General features: G+C 72.5%; 16 protein-coding genes and 1 tRNA gene. 15 read left to right on the top strand and 2 right to left on the bottom strand.

What is annotated here, in order from left to right:
- Nucleotides 1-113: 113 nt before the first annotated feature.
- Nucleotides 114-1,892, bottom strand: a complete 1,779-nt coding sequence (locus F4556_RS14140; RefSeq protein ID WP_246511519.1) for a dolichyl-phosphate-mannose--protein mannosyltransferase — start codon at nt 1,890-1,892, stop codon at nt 114-116.
- 295 nt (nt 1,893-2,187) lie between these two features.
- Here F4556_RS14140 and rsmI point away from each other — a divergent pair, with 295 nt between their 5' ends.
- The 8 genes from rsmI (at nt 2,188) to F4556_RS14100 (ending at nt 10,957) form a co-directional block, all read left to right on the top strand.
- Complete coding sequence (gene rsmI / locus F4556_RS14135) at nt 2,188-3,036, top strand: 16S rRNA (cytidine(1402)-2'-O)-methyltransferase (protein ID WP_184915068.1); 849 nt, start codon at nt 2,188-2,190, stop codon at nt 3,034-3,036.
- Between the two features lie 205 nt (nt 3,037-3,241).
- Nucleotides 3,242-3,655, top strand: coding sequence for a hypothetical protein (locus F4556_RS14130; protein WP_184915064.1), 414 nt, complete (start codon nt 3,242-3,244; stop codon nt 3,653-3,655).
- A 76-nt stretch (nt 3,656-3,731) separates the two neighbouring features.
- Nucleotides 3,732-5,351, top strand: coding sequence for a methionine--tRNA ligase (gene metG, locus F4556_RS14125; RefSeq protein WP_184915062.1), 1,620 nt, complete (start codon nt 3,732-3,734; stop codon nt 5,349-5,351).
- Nucleotides 5,351-6,220 (top strand): TatD family hydrolase, encoded by an 870-nt coding sequence (locus F4556_RS14120; RefSeq protein ID WP_184915059.1) that lies wholly within the window; start codon nt 5,351-5,353, stop codon nt 6,218-6,220. Before metG ends, F4556_RS14120 begins: the two co-directional genes overlap by 1 nt.
- 20 nt (nt 6,221-6,240) lie before the next feature.
- Nucleotides 6,241-7,122, top strand: coding sequence for a 16S rRNA (adenine(1518)-N(6)/adenine(1519)-N(6))-dimethyltransferase RsmA (gene rsmA, locus F4556_RS14115; RefSeq protein ID WP_184915056.1), 882 nt, complete (start codon nt 6,241-6,243; stop codon nt 7,120-7,122).
- On the top strand, nt 7,119-8,036 hold the full coding sequence (locus tag F4556_RS14110; RefSeq protein WP_184915053.1) for a 4-(cytidine 5'-diphospho)-2-C-methyl-D-erythritol kinase: 918 nt from the start codon (nt 7,119-7,121) through the stop codon (nt 8,034-8,036). Before rsmA ends, F4556_RS14110 begins: the two co-directional genes overlap by 4 nt.
- Before the next feature lie 74 nt (nt 8,037-8,110).
- The gene (locus F4556_RS14105) at nt 8,111-9,097 is read left to right on the top strand and encodes an aldo/keto reductase (RefSeq protein ID WP_184915051.1); all 987 of its coding nucleotides are present in this window, start codon (nt 8,111-8,113) and stop codon (nt 9,095-9,097) included.
- A 66-nt stretch (nt 9,098-9,163) separates the two neighbouring features.
- Nucleotides 9,164-10,957, top strand: coding sequence for an ABC-F family ATP-binding cassette domain-containing protein (locus F4556_RS14100; protein ID WP_184915048.1), 1,794 nt, complete (start codon nt 9,164-9,166; stop codon nt 10,955-10,957).
- A gap of 27 nt (nt 10,958-10,984) precedes the next feature.
- Here F4556_RS14100 and F4556_RS14095 read toward each other — a convergent pair whose 3' ends face one another.
- The gene (locus F4556_RS14095) at nt 10,985-11,173 is read right to left on the bottom strand and encodes a hypothetical protein (RefSeq protein ID WP_184915045.1); all 189 of its coding nucleotides are present in this window, start codon (nt 11,171-11,173) and stop codon (nt 10,985-10,987) included.
- 146 nt (nt 11,174-11,319) lie between these two features.
- Between F4556_RS14095 and F4556_RS14090 the strand changes: the two genes are divergently transcribed.
- The 7 genes from F4556_RS14090 (at nt 11,320) to F4556_RS14060 (ending at nt 18,002) form a co-directional block, all read left to right on the top strand.
- Nucleotides 11,320-12,624 carry an MFS transporter gene (locus F4556_RS14090; protein WP_184915042.1) on the top strand — a complete coding sequence of 435 codons (1,305 nt, stop codon included), beginning with the start codon at nt 11,320-11,322 and terminating at the stop codon, nt 12,622-12,624.
- 91 nt (nt 12,625-12,715) lie between these two features.
- Nucleotides 12,716-12,791 (top strand) — tRNA-Thr (locus F4556_RS14085).
- A 174-nt stretch (nt 12,792-12,965) separates the two neighbouring features.
- Nucleotides 12,966-13,634: a response regulator transcription factor gene (locus tag F4556_RS14080; RefSeq protein ID WP_184915039.1), complete on the top strand. Its 669-nt coding sequence runs from the start codon at nt 12,966-12,968 to the stop codon at nt 13,632-13,634.
- A gap of 92 nt (nt 13,635-13,726) precedes the next feature.
- On the top strand, nt 13,727-14,812 hold the full coding sequence (gene galT, locus F4556_RS14075; RefSeq protein WP_184915037.1) for a galactose-1-phosphate uridylyltransferase: 1,086 nt from the start codon (nt 13,727-13,729) through the stop codon (nt 14,810-14,812).
- Complete coding sequence (galE, locus tag F4556_RS14070; RefSeq protein ID WP_184915034.1) at nt 14,809-15,786, top strand: UDP-glucose 4-epimerase GalE; 978 nt, start codon at nt 14,809-14,811, stop codon at nt 15,784-15,786. The genes galT and galE overlap by 4 nt, the downstream gene beginning before the upstream one ends.
- A complete protein-coding gene (gene galK / locus F4556_RS14065; protein ID WP_184915031.1) occupies nt 15,783-16,913 on the top strand; it encodes a galactokinase in 1,131 nt (376 codons plus the stop codon). The genes galE and galK overlap by 4 nt, the downstream gene beginning before the upstream one ends.
- 225 nt (nt 16,914-17,138) lie before the next feature.
- A complete protein-coding gene (locus tag F4556_RS14060) occupies nt 17,139-18,002 on the top strand; it encodes a LuxR C-terminal-related transcriptional regulator (protein WP_184915027.1) in 864 nt (287 codons plus the stop codon).
- Nucleotides 18,003-18,030 lie beyond the last annotated feature (28 nt).

Below are 18,030 nucleotides of genomic sequence, written 5' to 3'. Positions count from 1 at the left end.
GAATTCCCCCGGTGGTCATGGCAGGTCCATCCCACAGTAGGTGGGGGAACTCCGTGCACCTGCCATCCCCGGGGCAGTTGTGACGTACCTGGTACACAGTGGCGACCGGTGCGTCAGATCCAGCTGTTGAACCACATCCGGGCCCGCCAGTCCTCCATCGGGATGGTCTGGCCGGTGTAGATCGGCAGGAAGTAGAGGAAGTTCCACATCACCAGCAGCACCAGCAGCCCGGCCGCCGTACCGCCGATCACCCGCCGGTCCCGGGAGGCCGTCGCGGGCCCGATCAGCGCCCCGATCATCATGGTCACCGCGAGCACCAGGAACGGCACGAAGACCACGGCGTAGAACAGGAAGATGGTGCGCTCCTGGTAGTACAGCCACGGCAGGTACCCGGCGCCGAGCCCGAGCAGGATCGCGCCCGCCCGCCAGTCCCGCCGCAGCGCCCACCGGTACAGGCAGAACAGCAGCGCGACCAGGCCCGTCCACCAGAGCAGCGGCGTACCGATCCCGAGCACCTCGCTCGCGCACTCGGCCACCTGGCAGCCGGACTGGCCCATCTTCGGCGACTCGTAGAAGAACGACACCGGCCGGCCGACCACCAGCCAGCTCCACGCGTTGGACTGGTAGGTGTGCGGGCTGGTCAGGCCGACGTGGAAGTCGTACATCGTCGCGTGGTAGTGCCACAGGCTGCGCAGCGCGTCCGGCACCCAGCTCATGTCGAACTGGAACGGCATCTTGATGCCCAGCACGGACTCGGGCGACAGCCCCTCCCGGTGCAGGGCCCAGTCCCGGGCGTACCCGCCCTTGCCCGGCTCGGTACCGGACATGAACCAGCCGGTCCAGGAGACCAGGTAGACCGAGGCCGAGGCCGCCACCATCAGCGGCCCGACCAGGAAGAAGTCCCCGATCGTGTACAGCGGCGCGAGCCGGACCCCGGACAGCCTGCGCGACCCGTAGTCCCAGCAGAGGCCGAGCAGGAAGAACGCGATCAGGATGTACATCCCGCTCCACTTGGTGGCGGCGGTCAGCCCGATGCACACCGTCGCGGCCAGCCGGTAGGGCCGCCAGCCCAGGCAGAGCCACCAGCCGGCGTCCCCGGGCGCACCCTGCTCCAGCCGACGGGCGATCAGCCCCCTGGTCCGGTCCCGGTCGAGCAGCAGGAAGCCGAACGCGGCCAGGCACCAGAACATCACCACCATGTCGAGCAGCGCCGACCGGCTCATCACGAAGTGCAGCCCGTCCACCGCCAGCAGCAGCCCGGCCACCGAGCCCAGCAGGGTGGAGCGGAACAGCCGGCGCCCGATCCGGGCGATCATCAGCACCGAGAGGGTGCCGAGCACCGCCACCACGAACCGCCAGCCGAACGGGTTCATCCCGAACCACTGCTCGCCCAGGCCGATCATCCACTTCCCGACCGGCGGGTGGACGATGTACGACGGGTCGGCCCGGAACGGGATGGACTGCTGGGGGGAGAGGATCTTGCCGTTGGCGTCGTCCGGCCAGTTGGTCTCGTAGCCGACCTGCCAGAGCGAGTAGGCGTCCTTGGCGTAGTACGTCTCGTCGAAGATCATCGAGTGCGGTCCGCCCAGACCGCTGAACCGCAGCACCCCGGCGAACAGCGCCACCGCGAGCGGCCCGAGCCAGCCCGCCCAGCGGCACAGCCAGGACCACAGCGCATCCGGCAGCCGCACCCCGAGCCGGAGCAGCACCGGCGACGGCGCCACCCGACGCGGCGTCACACCCGGCCCGTCCGGCATCGGCGGCACCAGCCGCTCGGCCGTCCCGGCCCGCTCGGTCGCCCGGTAGCCGAACCGTTCCAGCCCGTGCCGCCACGACGGCCGCCCGGGATCCGCGGCCCGGGGCGCCGGTACGGGCGCAGCATCGTCCAGCAGGACGGCCCCGCCCCGCTCCACGTGGTCTACGCCAGCCGACCCCTCAAGGCCCTTTTCGCCGCTCACCCGCCACATCGTAGGGGCGGCTCCTGAGCAGGCAATGGCTCGCCGTGATCCTGCCCCTTTCCTCACCATTTCTGCCGCGCCCAGGTGAGTCGAGCCCCGCAGGGGCTCGGGGAACGGCGACGGTTCGTGGCTGGCGGGTATCACTACGAAAGTGCCTGACCACCCACGCACGGATCACCCCTGGTCTCACGTGGCTGAGCGTCCTGCCAAGAGCTGGGAGGATGGGTGCGTGACAGGCGTACTCGTGCTCGCAGGAACCCCCATCGGCGACGTCTCGGACGCGCCGCCCCGGCTGCTCACCGAGCTGGCCACCGCCGACGTGATCGCGGCGGAGGACACCCGCCGCCTCCGCCGGCTGACCCAGGCGCTCGGGGTGACCCCGACCGGCCGGGTGCTGTCGTACTTCGAGGGCAACGAGGTGGGCCGGACCCCGGAGCTGGTCGAGGCGCTGCAGAACGGCGCCCGGGTGCTGCTGGTCACCGACGCGGGGATGCCGTCCGTCTCGGACCCGGGCTACCGGCTGGTGGACGCCGCCGTGGCGGTCGGGATCAAGGTCACCGCCGTGCCGGGACCGTCCGCCGTGCTCACCGCCCTGGCACTGTCCGGCCTCCCCGTCGACCGGTTCACCTTCGAGGGCTTCCTGCCCCGGAAGAACGGTGACCGGGCCCGGACGCTGGCCGAGCTCAAGGCCGAACCGCGCACGATGGTGTTCTTCGAGGCCCCGCACCGGATCGCCGAGTCGCTGGCCGCGATGGCGGACGCCTTCGGGGCCGACCGCCCCGCCGCCGTCTGCCGCGAGCTGACCAAGACGTACGAGGAGATCAAGCGCGGCGGTCTGGCCGAGCTGGCCGCCTGGGCCGCCGACGGCGTCCGGGGCGAGATCACCGTGGTGGTGGCGGGTGCCCCGCCGGCCGCGCCGCAGGAGCACACGCCGGCCGAGCTGGCCCGGCTGGTCACCCTGAGGGAGCAAGAGGCGGGTGAACGTCGCAAGGAGGCGATCGCCGCGGTCGCGGCCGAGCTCGGACTGCAGAAGCGAGAGGTCTTCGACGCGGTGGTGGCGGCCAAACACGGCAGCTGACGCGGGCTGCCGGACACGCGCGTACCTTGGAGGAAGCACTCCGTAAAGCCATGGCTTGTTGAAGCTTTGACCCGGTTGTCGTACAGGCCTTCCCAATTCGGAGCCAAGCTTCGGAAACCCGGTTGGCGGAGTGCGGGCCCCGGGCATTCCCTGGGATGGAAAGACCCGAGCCGGGCGAACGCCCGGCGGGCGCTGGGAGACGGCCATGAGCGACACGATCGGCAGTCCGACGAACCCGGACCACACGCTGAGCACGACCGGGCCGCACGCGCCGGTGGAGACCGTCCGTGAGGCGTACTCGTTCGCCTGCCTGAGCTGCGGCTACGGGTGGGAGCAGGGCTACCGGATCGAGCACCACGTGGCCCGGGACGGGCACACGGTGATCGAGTACCACGCCAACGGCGTCCGGGTGCCCTCGCCGCTGCTGAAGCCGACCTGCCCGGGCTGCGGCGGGCACACCGTCCGGATCATGCGGGAGGGCCGGGTCGCCACGGCCGAGCACTCCTGGCACCACGCCCCGGGCTACGCCGGCCGCGCCGAGCCGGACCAGCCGCGCACCCGGCTGCCGCACCGCTCGTTCGGCACCTGGCTCCGCTCGCTGTTCGGCCGCGCGGCCTGATCCGCCCAGCGACAGGGACCACCCCCGAGCTAATCGAGTCGAGGGTGGTTCCTTCGCGCCGCTAAGATTTCCGACCATGGCGGCCACTGCAGACCACAGCACCACCGAGGCATCGAACTCGGCCTACTACGTCACCACCCCGATCTACTACGTGAACGATCGCCCGCACCTGGGCCACGCGTACACCACCGTCGCCGGGGACGTCCTCACGCGCTGGCACCGCCAGCGCGGGGAGAAGGTGTGGTACCTGACCGGTACCGACGAGCACGGCCAGAAGATCATGCGCACGGCGGACGCCAACAACGTCACTCCGCAGGAGTGGTGCGACCGGCTGGTCGAGCAGGAGTGGAAGCCGCTCTGGCAGCACCTGAACATCGCCAACGACGACTTCATCCGCACCACCCAGCAGCGGCACACCGACCGGGTCCAGGAGTTCGTCCAGGACCTGTTCGACAAGGGCGAGATCTACAAGGGCGGCTACGAGGGCCCGTACTGCGTCGGCTGCGAGGAGTACAAGATCCCCGGCGAGCTGCTGCCGGGCGCCACCGAGGACGAGAAGCTCTGCCCGGTGCACAAGAAGCCGGTCGAGTGGCTGGAGGAGGAGAACTACTTCTTCCGCCTCTCCGCGTACGGCCCGAAGCTGCTGGAGTTCTACGCCCAGAACCCCGACTTCATCGCCCCGGCCTCGGCCCGCAACGAGGTGCTGCGGTTCGTCGAGCAGGACCTCAAGGACCTGTCGATCTCCCGCTCCACCTTCAACTGGGGCGTCCCGCTGCCCTGGGACGAGAAGCACGTCCTGTACGTCTGGGTGGACGCGCTGCAGAACTACATCACCGCCGCCGGGTACGGCGCCGACCCGGAGCGGTTCGCCGAGCTGTGGCCGGCCTCGGTGCACCTGGTGGGCAAGGACATCCTGCGGTTCCACGCGGTGATCTGGCCGGCCATGCTGATGGCCGCGGGGCTGCCGCTGCCGAAGCGGGTGGTCGCCAACGGCTGGCTGATGGTCGGCGGCGAGAAGATGTCCAAGTCGAACCTGACCGGCATCTCCCCGCAGCAGCTCACCTCGCACTTCGGGGTGGACGCGTACCGCTACTACTTCCTGCGGGCGATCCCGTTCGGCACCGACGGCTCGTTCTCCTGGGAGGACTTCTCCGCCCGGTACACCTCCGAGCTGGCCAACGACTTCGGCAACCTGGCCTCCCGGGTGGCGGCCATGGTCGGCAAGTACTACGAGGGCTCGCTGCCCGCCGCCACCGCGGCCGGTGCCGCCGAGCAGGCGGTCGCGGACGGGCTGGTGACGGCCACTCAGGTCGCGGACCGCAAGATCGGCGAGGAGCTGGACTTCGCGGGCGGCATCGCGGCCGTCTTCGAGTTCATCAAGCAGGTCAACGGCTACCTCACCGAGCAGGAGCCGTGGAAGGTCGCCAAGGACACCTCGGAGGAGGGTCAGGCCCGTCTCGCGACCATCCTGTACACCGCCGCCGAGGCGCTGCGGGCGACCGCCGTGCTGCTCAACCCGCTGATGCCGGCCACCGCCGAGAAGCTCTGGGAGTCGCTCGGCGCGGAGCCGGAGCTCGGCCCGCTGGCCGCGCAGACCATCGCCACCGTCGCCGACTGGGGCCGCCTGCCGGTGGGCGCCACGGTGACCAAGGGCGAGATCCTGTTCCCCCGCCTGGAAGAGAAGCCCGCCGCCTGATGGCCGACGACCGCTCGACCCCGCCGCCGCTGCCCGTCCCCCTCGGGGTGCCGGTCGCCGACTCGCACACCCACCTGGACATGCAGTCCGGCACCCCCGCCGAGAGCCTGGCCAAGGCCGCCTCGGTGGGGGTGACCACCGTGGTCCAGGTCGGCTGCGACGTGGCCGGCTCCCGCTGGGCGGCCGAGCTGGCGGCGGAGTTCGAGCAGGTCCACGCCGCCGTGGCGCTGCACCCCAACGAGGCGCCCCGGCTGGTGCTCGGCGACCCGGACGGGTGGTCCGGGCAGCGCCGGGAGCCCGGTGGCTCGCCCGCGCTGGAGGCGGCGCTCGCCGAGATAGACCGGCTCGCCGCCCTCCCGCAGGTGCTCGCGGTCGGCGAGACCGGCCTGGACTACTTCCGGACCGGGCCCGAGGGCGTCGACATCCAGAAGGAGTCGTTCCGCCGGCACATCGAGATCGCCAAGCGGCACGGCAAGGCCCTGGTGATCCACGACCGGGAGGCGCACGACGACGTCATCGACGTGCTGCTGACCGAGGGCGCCCCCGAGCGCACCGTCTTCCACTGCTACTCCGGCGACGCCGAGATGGCAAAGGTCTGCGCCGAGCACGGCTGGTACCTCTCCTTCGCGGGCCCGGTCACCTTCAAGGCCAACCAGCCCCTCCGGGACGCCCTGCTGGCCACCCCCCTCGACCGGGTGCTGATCGAGACCGACGCCCCGTTCCTCACCCCGCACCCGTACCGCGGCCGCCCCAACGCCCCGTACCTGATCCCGGTGACCCTGCGCTCGATGGCGGCCACCCTCGGCCTCTCCGACGACGGCCTCGCCACCGCGATCGCCGCCAACACGGCCCGCGCCTTCGGGTACTGATCGGCTCGTATCCTTGCAGGGTGAACAGCGACCCCACCCCCACGGCCGACAGCTTCCTGCTCGGCGCCTCCGACATCCGTGAGCTGGCCGCCACGCTCGGGGTGAAGCCCACCAAGCAGCGCGGGCAGAACTTCGTCATCGACGGCAACACCGTGCGCCGGATCGTCCGGGCGGGCGGGGTGACGGCCGAGGACGTGGTGGTCGAGGTCGGGCCCGGGCTCGGGTCGCTGACGCTGGCGCTGCTGGAGGTGGCGAAGCACGTCACGGCGGTGGAGATCGACCCGCTGCTGGCGAAGCACCTGCCGACCACGGTGGCGGCCCGGCTGCCGGAGCGGGTCAAGGACTTCGACCTGGTGCTCAGCGACGCGATGGAGGTCACCGAGCTGCCGGGCCCGCCGCCCACCGCGCTGGTCGCCAACCTGCCGTACAACGTCGCCGTGCCGGTGCTGCTGCACATGCTGGCCACCTTCCCGACCATCGAACGCACGCTGGTGATGGTGCAGAGCGAGGTCGCCGACCGGCTGGCCGCCAAGCCGGGCAACAAGGTGTACGGGGTGCCCTCGGTCAAGGCCAACTGGTACGCCGAGGTGAAGCGGGCCGGGGCGATCGGCCGGAACGTCTTCTGGCCCGCGCCGAACGTCGACTCCGGGCTGGTCTCGCTGATCCGCCGTCAGCCGCCGCAGACCACCGCCACCCGCAAGGAGGTGTTCGCCGTGGTGGACGCCGCCTTCGCGCAGCGCCGCAAGACCCTGCGGGCCGCGCTGGCCGGCTGGGCGGGCTCCCCGGCCGGGGCCGAGCAGGCGCTCGCCGCCGCCGGGATCGACCACAAGCTGCGCGGCGAGATGCTGACGGTGGAGCAGTTCGCCGCGATCGCCGAGCACAAGCCGAAGGGCGAGCAGTGATCAAGGTACGGGTGCCCGCCAAGGTCAACGTGCAGCTGGGCGTCGGCGGCCTGCGGGCCGACGGCTTCCACGACCTGGCCAACGTGTTCTTCGCGGTCGCCCTCGGCGACGAGGTGACGGCCCGTCACGGCGAGGGCGTCACGCTGACCTGCACCGGACCCGACGCCGCCGCGGTCCCGCTGGACGACAGCAACCTGGCCGCCCGCGCGGCCCGGCTGCTGGCCGCCCATCACGGCATCGAGCCGAACGTCGCGCTGCACATCGACAAGGCCATCCCGGTCGCGGGCGGCATGGCGGGCGGCAGCGCCGACGGGGCGGCCGCACTGGTCGCCTGCGACGCGCTGTGGGGCCTGGACACCCCGGCCGGGGTGCTGAACGTGTTGGCTGCCGAGCTGGGCTCGGACGTGCCGTTCGCGCTGCTCGGCGGGGTCGCGCTGGGCCGCGGCCGGGGCGAGATCCTGGCGCCGCTGCCGGTCACCGGGACGTTCCACTGGGTCTTCGCGGTGGCCGACGGCGGGCTCTCCACCCCGGCCGTGTTCCGCGAGTGCGACCGCCTGCGGATCGAGGCCGGTACGGGCTGCACCGAGGCCGAGGTGGCCACCCCGGACGCCGACCCGGCGCTGCTGGACGCGCTGGCCGCCGGTGACCCGGTCATGCTGGCCAAGGCGCTGACCAACGACCTGCAGGCCGCCGCCGTCTCGCTCCGCCCCTCGCTGGCCGACACCCTGCGGGCCGGTACCGAGGCGGGTGCGCTGGCCGCGCTGGTCTCGGGCTCGGGCCCGACCACGGCGTTCCTGGTGGCGGACGCGGTCACCGCCGAGGCGGTCGCCGCGGCGCTGCTGGCCTCCGGCACCTGCCGGGCCGCGCACGTCACGTACGGCCCGGTGCCGGGGGCTGCGGTCCAGACCAGTTGACCTGGAGTGCACTCCAGAATCCAGACTCCTGATCAGCGCCCGCAGTTGACGGGCCGTGAGACGGGGAGACTGGCATGCAGTACCGCACGATCGGCACCGACCCGAAGACCCGCTGCGAGGTCAGCGCGCTCAGCCTGGGCGCGATGCTGTTCGGCACGCGCACCGACGAGGCGACCGCCTTCGCGGTCCTGGACCGCTACGTCGAGGCGGGCGGCACCTTCATCGACACCTCCAACAACTACGCCTACTGGATCGACGACAGCCGGGGCGGCGCCAGCGAGGAACTGCTCGGCCGCTGGCGCCGCAGCCGGGGCATCACCGACCAGGTGGTGATCGCCACCAAGCTCGGCGCCCGCCCGAAGGCGGCCGGCACCGGCTACGTGGAGAACCGCGAGGGCCTGTCCGCGCAGGCGATCCGGGCGGAGGCCGAGGGCAGCCGACAGCGGCTCGGGGTGGAGAAGCTGGACCTGCTGTACGCGCACGTCGAGGACCCGACCGTGCCGCTGGCCGAGACCGTCGAGGGCTTCGGCGCTCTGGTGAACGAGGGCACGGTTGGCCTGCTGGGCGTCAGCAACCACTGGTCCTGGCGGGTCGAGCGGGCGCGCAACCTGGCCGCGCGGGCTGGGCTGCCGGGGTACGAGGTGCTCCAGTACAGCCACAGCTACTTCCGCCGCCGGGCCGACCTGCCGGGCGCGCTCACCGCCGACGGCGACCAGGGCGTGGTCAACGGCGACCTGCTCAGCTATGTCCGGGAGGACCCGGCGCTCACCCTGGTGGCGTACTCGCCGCTGCTCGGCGGCGGCTACACCCGCCCGGACAAGCCGCTCGGCCCGGCCTTCGACCACGCGGGCACCCGGGCCCGCCGGACCGTGCTCGACGAGGTGGCGGCGGAGACCGGGGCCACCCACAACCAGGTGGTGCTGGCCTGGCTGCTCGGCGGCGAGATCCCGGTGATCCCGCTGGTCGGCGCCTCCTCGGTGGCCCAGCTGGACGAGAGCCTGGCCGCCCTCGACCTGGAGCTGTCGGCCGAGCAGCGCGACCGGCTGGACAGCGCCTACTGAGCGCCCCACTACTCTGGAGGCCTCGGGACATCTCCCGGGCCCTCTAGTTCCAGGAGCGCAGCTGCAGTGGCCGTCAACCTCGCCACCATCGAGTCCGTCAGCAAGGTCTACGGAACCCGGGCCCTGCTCGACGGGGTCACCCTCGGCGTCAGCGAGGGGGACCGGATCGGTGTGGTCGGGCGCAACGGCGACGGCAAGACCACGCTGATCCGGATGCTCGCCAAGCTCGAGGAGCCGGACAGCGGCCGGATCACCCACTCCGGCGGCCTGCAGCTGGCGGTGCTCACTCAGCACGACTCGCTGGACCCGAAGGCGACCATCCGGCAGGAGGTCATCGCCGGCCGGGCCGACCACGAGTGGCTCGGCGACTCCCGGATCCGCGACATCATCCAGGGCCTGTTCGGCGGTCTCGACCTGCCCGGCTTCGCCGAGGGCCTGGACACCGTGATCGGCCCGCTCTCCGGTGGTGAGCGCCGCCGGATCGCGCTGGCCCAGCTGCTGCTGGGCGAGCACGACCTGGTGGTGCTGGACGAGCCCACCAACCACCTCGACGTCGAGGGCATCGCCTGGCTGGCCAAGCACCTGCAGAACCGCCGTTCCGGCCTGGTCTGCGTGACCCACGACCGGTGGTTCCTGGACCAGGTCTGCACCCGGATGTGGGACGTCCAGCGCGGCGAGGTCCGCGAGTACGAGGGCGGCTACTCCGACTACGTCTTCGCCCGCGCCGAGCGCACCCGGGCCGAGGCCACCGAGGAGCAGAAGCGGCAGAACCTGGCCCGCAAGGAGCTGGCCTGGCTGCGCCGCGGTGCCCCCGCCCGGACCTCGAAGCCGCGCTACCGGATCGAGGCCGCCAACGCCCTGATCGCCGACGTGCCGGAGCCCCGGGACAAGAGCGAGCTGATGAAGTTCGCCAACGCCCGCCTCGGCCGGACGGTCTTCGAGCTGGAGAACGTCACCATCAAGGCCGGTCCCAAGCTGCTGCTGGAGGACCTGACCTGGAACCTCGGCCCCGGCGAGCGGATCGGCCTGCTCGGCGTCAACGGCGCGGGCAAGACCTCGCTGCTGCGCGCCATGCAGGCTGCCCACGCCACCCAGGGCGACGTGCAGCCCGCGTCCGGCGTGATCAAGGTCGGCAAGACCGTCAAGCTGGCCTACCTCTCCCAGGAGATCGCCGAGCTGGACCCGGCCACCCGGGTGCTCCAGGCCGTCGAGCAGATCCGCGGCCGGGTCGACCTCGGCAAGGGCCGGGAGATGAGTGCCGGTCAGCTCTGCGAGCAGTTCGGCTTCGGCAAGGACAAGCAGTGGACCCCGGTCGGCGACCTCTCCGGCGGTGAGCGCCGCCGGCTCCAGCTGCTCCGGCTGCTGATGGACGAGCCCAACGTGCTCTTCCTCGACGAGCCCACCAACGACCTCGACATCGAGACCCTCAACCAGCTGGAAGACCTGCTGGACGGCTGGCCGGGCTCGATGGTCGTGATCAGCCACGACCGGTTCTTCATCGAGCGGACCACCGACACCGTGCACGCGCTGCTCGGTGACAAGCGGCTGCGGATGCTCCCGAACGGCGTCGACGAGTACCTGGAGCGCCGGGCCCGGATGGCCGAGCAGGCCGTCCCGGCGGCCCTCGCCACCCCGGCCGCCAAGCCCGCCGGGGACAGCCGGGCGATCAAGAAGGAGATGCAGAAGCTGGAGCGCCAGATCGTCAAGCTGGACGCCCAGGAAGCCAAGCTGCACGCCCAACTCGCCGAGCACGCCGCCGACTTCGCGAAGATCTCGGAGCTGGACGGCCAGCTCCGCAAGGTCCGCGAGGACAAGGAGGAGCTCGAGCTCGCCTGGATGGAACTCGCCGAACAGGAGTAACTCGCGGCAGGCGCTCCGGGCCTACGGTCAGCGAAAGCTTCGTACCGTCAGCCCGAGCGACCCCGCCGCGACCACCGCGCCGGGTATCGGCCAGGCGATCGAGCCGCCCTCGTGAAGGAGCGTCAACCCCAGGTCCAGCAGGAAGAATCCGAGTGCCAGGCCGAGCACGGGGAGGACTTTCGCGAGGACACCTCGATTGCTGAACAGCTCCTGCATGTCCGCGTCCTTTCCTGCCCAGGAGCGCACACCATACCGCCAGGTACCGGGACATGCACCACCCCGGCGGGCGCCCGGGCCCGCGCTCCCGGATCACCCGGCTGACCGCTGTCCCGGCCGGTCGGGCCGACCCCAAGGTGGGGGTCATGACTTCCTCCCCTCCGGCGCTCCGCCGGGTGGCGACGGCCGCCCTGGTCGGCACCACGATCGAGTACTACGACTTCTTCAGCTACGGGACGGCGGCCGCGCTGGTCTTCGGCCAGGTGTTCTTTCCCGCCCTGGGGGCGGCCGGCGGGCTGCTGGCCGCCTTCTCGGTGTACGCGGTGGCGTTCCTGGCCCGGCCGGTCGGGGCGGTGCTGTTCGGCCACTACGGCGACCGGCTCGGCCGGAAGACCACCCTGGTCGGCTCGTTGCTGCTGATGGGGGGCTCCACCGCGCTGGTCGGGCTGCTGCCGGGCTACGGGGCCTGGGGGATCTGGGCGCCGGTGCTGCTGGTCTCCCTGAGGTTCTGTCAGGGCATCGGCCTGGGCGGGGAGTGGGGCGGTGCGGCGCTGCTGCTGGCCGAGCACGCCCCGCCAGGGCGGCGCGGGCGCTACGGCGGGTACCTCCAGCTCGGGCCGTGCGCCGGCTTCTTCCTGGCGAACGCGGTCTTCCTGGCACTCTCCGAAGGGCTGAGCCGGTCGGCGTTCCTCGCGTGGGGCTGGCGGGTGCCCTTTCTGGCCTCGGCCGCGCTGGTGGCGTTCGGACTGTTCGTCCGGCTGCGGGTGGCCGAGTCGCCGATGTTCCGCGAGCAGCCGGAGCGGGCCAGGGTGCCGGTGGTCGAGCTGCTCCGGGAGCACGGGCGGACGGTGCTGCTCGGCGGCCTCTCGGTCACGGTCGGGTACACCCTGTTCTACCTGACCACCACGTACGCGCTGGCCTACGCGACCAGTGAACTGGGCCTGGCCAGCGGGCTGGTGCTCGGTCTGCTGCTGGCCGGGTCGGTGGTCATGGCGGCCATGGTCTGGGTCAGCGCGGGGCAGGGCGACCGCTGGGGCCGGCGGCGGACCCTGCTCGTCACGACCGGGCTGGCCGTCGGCTGGGCGCTGCTGCTCTTCCCGCTGCTCGAGACGGCCAGGCCGGTGCTGGTCGGGGTGGCGCTGATCGGCTCGATGGCGGTGCTCGGGCTGCACTTCGGGCCGGTCGCCGGCTACCTGCCCGAGCTGTTCCCGACCCGGCTGCGGTACACCGGCGTGGCGCTCGGCTACAACCTCGGCGGGGTGGTCGGCGGGGCCACCGCGCCGCTGGTCGCCACCCGGCTGAACAGCGCGTACGGCACCCCCGTCCCGATCGGCTGGTACACGGCCGGGGTGGGCCTGGTCTCGCTGCTCAGCCTGCTGGCGCTGCCCGAGACCAGGGGGCGCGACCTGACCGCCGTGCGCCGGGCGGCGCTGGCGCCCGAGCCCGGCTGACGGGTCGTCGGACGGGGAGCGGAGCCCGGCCGGGGGCGGATTTCACGTACCGGCCGATCACCGTGTAATGTCTTCCTCGTTCGACCGGTTCGCCCCTATAGCTCAGTCGGTAGAGCGTCTCCATGGTAAGGAGAAGGTCTGCGGTTCGATTCCGCATGGGGGCTCCAGTCACAGAAGGCTCCCGCCACTTCGGCGGGGGCCTTCGGTGTTTCCCGAGGGCACGGCCCGGCCCACGCGCGCTCTGGCGGGCCGGGGCCGAATGCGCTCTGATGGTGCGTCACGGCGGCCCGCCGGGTACGGACGGGGTGCGGGGGGCGGCCGGACGGGGAGTGGAGGGCGCCATGGGCGTTCGGCTCGTGGTGGTCGACGACCACAGACTGCTCGCGGAGGCGCTGGCCGCCGCGCTGACCCTGCGTGGGCACCGGGTGCTCGCGATCGGCTCCCCGGCCCGGGCGGTGGCCGAGTCGGTGGCCGGCCGACGGCCCGAGGTCTGCCTGCTGGGAGTGGCCGGACCGGGGGCACCGGACGCCTTCGAACCGCTGAGACGGCTGCGCCGGGAGCGGCCGGAGATCGCCGTGGTGGTGCTCGGCCCGGTCGGCGAGCCGGGCCGGGTGGCGGCGGCGTTCGCGGCCGGGGCGGCGGGCTACGTACGCAGCGACGAGCGGATCGAGGTCGTCGAGCGGGCGATCGCGCGGGTCAGGGCGGGCGAGGCGGCGGTCGCGGTCGAGGTGCTGCAGGGGGCGTTCGAGCGGGTGCTCCGCCCGGTGGCCGAACCGGACGACGACGCGGTACGGCTGCTCCGGGCACTGACCCGGCGGGAGGTCCAGGTACTGATCCGGATCACCGAGGGCCAGGACACCACCGCCATCGCCGCCGGCATGGGCATCGCCCCGAGCACCGCCCGCACCCACGTCCAGCGCGTCCTGATGAAGCTCAACGCCCGCACCCGCCTCGAAGCCACCGCCCTCGCGGTCCGCACCGGCCTCCTCGAACGCATCACCCGCCCCTGAGGCACACGCTGCGGCAGCCAGGGGCTCGGATGTGTTGACTCATGTGCAGTTCTGTTTGATTATGAGCGGAGCGCACATCGGAAGGCGGAGCCGTGCAGAAGACCACGACCAAGCTCGCGGACGGCCGCGAGCTCATCTACTTCGACACCGAGGAGTCCGCCGACCGGGCCTACACCGACCTGCGTCCGTTGGAGGCCACCACCGCCCTGTCGGAGGTCCGCCGCGACCCGGTCACCGGCGACCACGTCACGGTGGCCGCGCACCGGCAGGGCCGGATCTACCACCCCCCGGCCGACGAGTGCCCGCTCTGCCCGTCCCGGGACGGCCGCTCGAGCGAGATCCCGGCGCCGGACTACGAGGTGGCGGTCTTCGAGAACCGGTTCCCCTCGCTGGCCCTCGGCGCCGCCGCCGAGGTGCTGCCGGACGTCACGCCGCTGCGCGAGCTGACGCCCGGGGTGGGCCGCTGCGAGGTGGTCTGCTTCACCTCCGACCACGACGCCTCGTTCGCCGATCTGAGCGAGTCCGGGGCCCGCCTGGTGCTGGACGCCTGGACCGACAGGACGGCCGAACTCTCCGCGCTGCCGGGCGTCGAGCAGGTCTACTGCTTCGAGAACCGGGGCGCCGAGATCGGCGTGACGCTGGCTCACTCGCACGGCCAGATCTACGCCTTCCCGTTCGTCACCCCACGCACCGTCAGGATGCTCGCCCGGGCCGACGAACACCGCGCCGCCACCGGCCGGAACCTCTTCGAGGACGTACTCGCGGCCGAACTCGCCGATCCCGTACGAGTGGTGCTCCGGGGCGAGCACTGGACGGCGTTCGTCCCGTTCGCCGCCCGCTGGCCGTACGAGGTGCACCTGTACCCGAACCGCCGGGTGGCCGACCTGACCGAGCTGACCGAGCCGGAGCGGGCCGAGTTCCCGGGGATCTACCTCGAACTGCTGCGCCGCTTCGACCGATTGTTCGACGGCAGTGCGCCGACCCCGTACATCGCGGCCTGGCACCAGGCGCCCGCCCGGCACCGCACCGAGGCGGCACTGCATCTGGAGCTGTTCACGATCCGTCGTACGGTAGGCAAGCTCAAGTTCCTGGCCGGCGTCGAATCCGGCATGGACGCATTCATCAACGATGTGTCGCCGGAGTCGGCAGCGCATCGCCTGCGGGAGGTCGCAACATGAGTAAGTACCTGGTCACCGGTGGCGCCGGCTACGTCGGCAGTGTGGTCGCCGCACACCTGCTGGAGGCGGGCCACCAGGTCACCGTGCTCGACGACCTCTCCACCGGCTTCCGCGAGGGCGTGCCGGCCGGGGCCGAGTTCGTCCGGGGCCGGATCCAGGACGCGGCCGAGGTGCTCGACTCCTCCTTCGACGGCGTGCTGCACTTCGCCGCCTGCTCGCAGGTCGGCGAGTCGGTCGCCGACCCGGAGAAGTACTGGCGCAACAACGTGGCCGGCTCGCTGGAGCTGATCAGCGCGATGCGCAAGGCCGGCGTCGCCAAGCTGGTCTTCTCCTCCACCGCCGCCGTCTACGGCGAGCCGGAGCAGGTGCCGATCGCCGAGACCGCCCGCACCTCGCCGACCAACACCTACGGCGCCACCAAGCTCGCGGTCGACCACCTGATCACCAGTGAGGCGATCGCGCACGGCCTGGCCGCGGTCTCGCTGCGCTACTTCAACGTGGCCGGGGCGTACGGCAGCTCTTTTGGTGTCGCTTTCGGTGAGCGCCACGACCCCGAGTCGCACCTGATCCCGCTGGTCTTCCAGGCCGCCCTGGGCGACCGCCCGCACATCGCGGTCTACGGCGAGGACTACCCGACCCCGGACGGCACCTGCATCCGCGACTACATCCACGTCGCCGACCTGGCCGACGCGCACCTGCTGGCGCTGGACGCCGCCAAGGCGGGGGAGCACCTGATCTGCAACCTCGGCAACGGCAGCGGCTTCTCGGTCCGCGAGGTGATCGAGTCGGTGAAGCGGGTGACCGGCCGGGAGATCCCGGTGGTGGTCGCCGACCGCCGTCCCGGCGACCCGGCCGTCCTGGTCGCCTCCGCCGCCCGCGCCCACCAGGCGCTGGGCTGGACCCCCCGTCGTGCCGACCTGGACGAGATCGTCAAGGACGCCTGGCAGTTCACCCTGGAGAAGAAGCACGCATGACCGATTTCCAGTCCGTCCACGGCGCCGCCCCGACCGGGGTCTGGGCGGCGCCCGGCCGAGTCAACCTGATCGGCGAGCACACCGACTACAACGACGGGTTCGTGCTCCCGATCGCCCTGCCGCACGCGACCAGGGCGGCCGTCCGGCTGCGCACCGACGGCCTGCTGAGGCTGTGGAGCGAGCAGGGCGACGGCAAGGTGACCGAACTGGACGTCGCCGGGCTGACCCCCGGCGCCGTGGACGGCTGGGCCAAGTACCCTGCCGCGGTGGTCTGGGCGCTCCGCGAGGCCGGGCACCAGGTGGGTGGCGCGGACTTCTGGTTCGACAGCGACGTGCCGACCGGGGCGGGCCTGTCCTCCTCCGCCTCGCTGGAGTGCGTGGTCGCCACTGCCTACCGCGACCTGTACGAACTGGACCTGGACGCGGCCGGGTTGGCGCTCATCGCGCAGCGGGCCGAGAACGCCTTCGTCGGCGTCCCGTGCGGCGTGATGGACCAGATGGCCTCGATGTGCTGCGCCGAGGGCGGCGCGCTCTTCCTGGACACCCGGGATCTGGCGCAGCGTCAGGTCCCGCTCGACCTGGCGGGCCGGGGCCTGCGCCTGCTGGTGATCGACACCCGGGTCAAGCACGACCTGGCCGACGGCGCGTACGCCGCCCTGCGGGCCGGCTGCGAGCGGGCCGCCGCCCTGCTCGGGCTGCCCGCGCTGCGCGACCTCGACCTGCCGGGCCTGCCCGCCGCCCTGGACCGGCTGCCCGCCGAACTCCGGCCGCTGGTACGGCACGTGGTGACCGAGGACGCCCGGGTCGAGCAGGCGATCGCACTGCTCGACGCCGCCGATCTGACCGGGCTCGGCCCGGTGCTGACCGCCGGGCACGCCTCGCTCCGGGACGACTACGGGGTCTCCTGCCCGGAGACCGACCTCGCGGTCGCGGCGGCGGTCGAGGCCGGCGCCCTCGGCGCCCGGATGACCGGCGGCGGCTTCGGCGGCTCGGTGATCGCCCTGGTCGACGCCGAACGGCTGGACGGCATCGCGGCGGCCGTGACCGGCGCCTTCAAGGCCGCCGGGTACGCCGACCCGCGCACCTTCACCGCCACCCCGGCCGCCGGCGCCCGCCGCCTGGCCTGAGTGCTGCTCACTCTCCCGCCCCGGTCCGACCCAGCGTCGGCCCGGGGCGGTGTCGTGTCCCGGCAACTGCGGGGTGAATGACGAAACTTCACCAAATCCCCACCGATTCCCTGCCCGCTTCCGTACGCTGAGTCCCGCAGGGAACCGGGGGGCAGAAGTGGGCGGGCCCACCGCAGTGGGCCCGGCAGCTGGTGGGGGCCGGCACCTGAGCAGGGGGGAACGACGATGGGACGGGTTCGCGTCCTGGTGGTCGACGACCACCGCATCTTTGCCGAGGCGCTGGCGGCCACCCTGGCCGCCGAGGCGGACGTCGAGGTCGGTGTGGCCGGGAGCCCGGCCGGTGCCGAGCGCGCCCTGGAGCGGGCCGCCGCCGAGGGGCGGCCCTTCGACGTGATCCTGATCGACGCCGACCTCGGCCCCGTCGGCGCCGCCACCCTCCGCCGTCCCCGCCAACCGGCAGAGCCGGAAGGGCAGTTCGGCCGCGCACCGGCACCCAGGCGGCCACCCGTACCGCTGCAGGCCGGCCCACCCAGGCCGCCGACCGGGCCGGTGGCGGACGGGCTGCCGCTGCTGGCCAGGGCCTGTCGGAGCTACCCCGAGCTGCGGGCGGTGGTGCTGGCCCACGAGGACGACCCGCGCCGCGCCGTCCGGGCCTTGCAGGCCGGTGCCTGCGGCTGGGTCGCCAAGGACAGCTCGCTGCCGCGCCTGATGGCCGTGATCCGCGGCGTCCTGCGCGACGAGACCCACCTCCCGCCCGCCCTGCTCACCGGAGTGGTACGGGAGTTGACCGCCGCCCGGCGCGACCGGACGGAGAGCGAACGGCTGGTGGAGAGCCTCACCCCCCGGGAGGAGGAGGTGCTCCGCTGCATGGTCGCCGGGCTCGGCCGGCAGGCTGTGGCCGAGCGGCTCTACCTCTCCCCGCACACCGTCCGCACCCATATGCAGAACGTGCTCGGCAAGTTGGGGGTGCACTCCACCCTCGCCGCCGTCGCGGTGGCCCGACGGGCGGGCGTCAGCCCCTCCGAACCGGCCGCACCACCCACCCCGCGCACCACCCCAACCGTCGCCACAGGCCCCGGCGCCGGCTGACCAGCCCCCCAAGCCCAGGTACCGACAT

It is taken from the genome of Kitasatospora gansuensis, assembly GCF_014203705.1.
GTDB lineage: Bacteria > Actinomycetota > Actinomycetes > Streptomycetales > Streptomycetaceae > Kitasatospora > Kitasatospora gansuensis.
This window is presented reverse-complemented; position numbering and strand designations above follow the sequence as displayed.

What these genes read in the sequence shown, in the direction of transcription:
- F4556_RS14130 (WP_184915064.1), top strand. Translation starts at nt 3,242, where the DNA reads ATGAGCGACACGATCGGCAGTCCGACGAACCCGGACCACACGCTGAGC.
- metG (WP_184915062.1), top strand. Translation starts at nt 3,732, where the DNA reads ATGGCGGCCACTGCAGACCACAGCACCACCGAGGCATCGAACTCGGCC.
- F4556_RS14120 (WP_184915059.1), top strand. Translation starts at nt 5,351, where the DNA reads ATGGCCGACGACCGCTCGACCCCGCCGCCGCTGCCCGTCCCCCTCGGG.
- F4556_RS14105 (WP_184915051.1), top strand. Translation starts at nt 8,111, where the DNA reads ATGCAGTACCGCACGATCGGCACCGACCCGAAGACCCGCTGCGAGGTC.
- F4556_RS14095 (WP_184915045.1), bottom strand. Translation starts at nt 11,173, where the DNA reads ATGCAGGAGCTGTTCAGCAATCGAGGTGTCCTCGCGAAAGTCCTCCCC.
- F4556_RS14090 (WP_184915042.1), top strand. Translation starts at nt 11,320, where the DNA reads ATGACTTCCTCCCCTCCGGCGCTCCGCCGGGTGGCGACGGCCGCCCTG.
- F4556_RS14080 (WP_184915039.1), top strand. Translation starts at nt 12,966, where the DNA reads ATGGGCGTTCGGCTCGTGGTGGTCGACGACCACAGACTGCTCGCGGAG.
- galE (WP_184915034.1), top strand. Translation starts at nt 14,809, where the DNA reads ATGAGTAAGTACCTGGTCACCGGTGGCGCCGGCTACGTCGGCAGTGTG.
- galK (WP_184915031.1), top strand. Translation starts at nt 15,783, where the DNA reads ATGACCGATTTCCAGTCCGTCCACGGCGCCGCCCCGACCGGGGTCTGG.
- F4556_RS14060 (WP_184915027.1), top strand. Translation starts at nt 17,139, where the DNA reads ATGGGACGGGTTCGCGTCCTGGTGGTCGACGACCACCGCATCTTTGCC.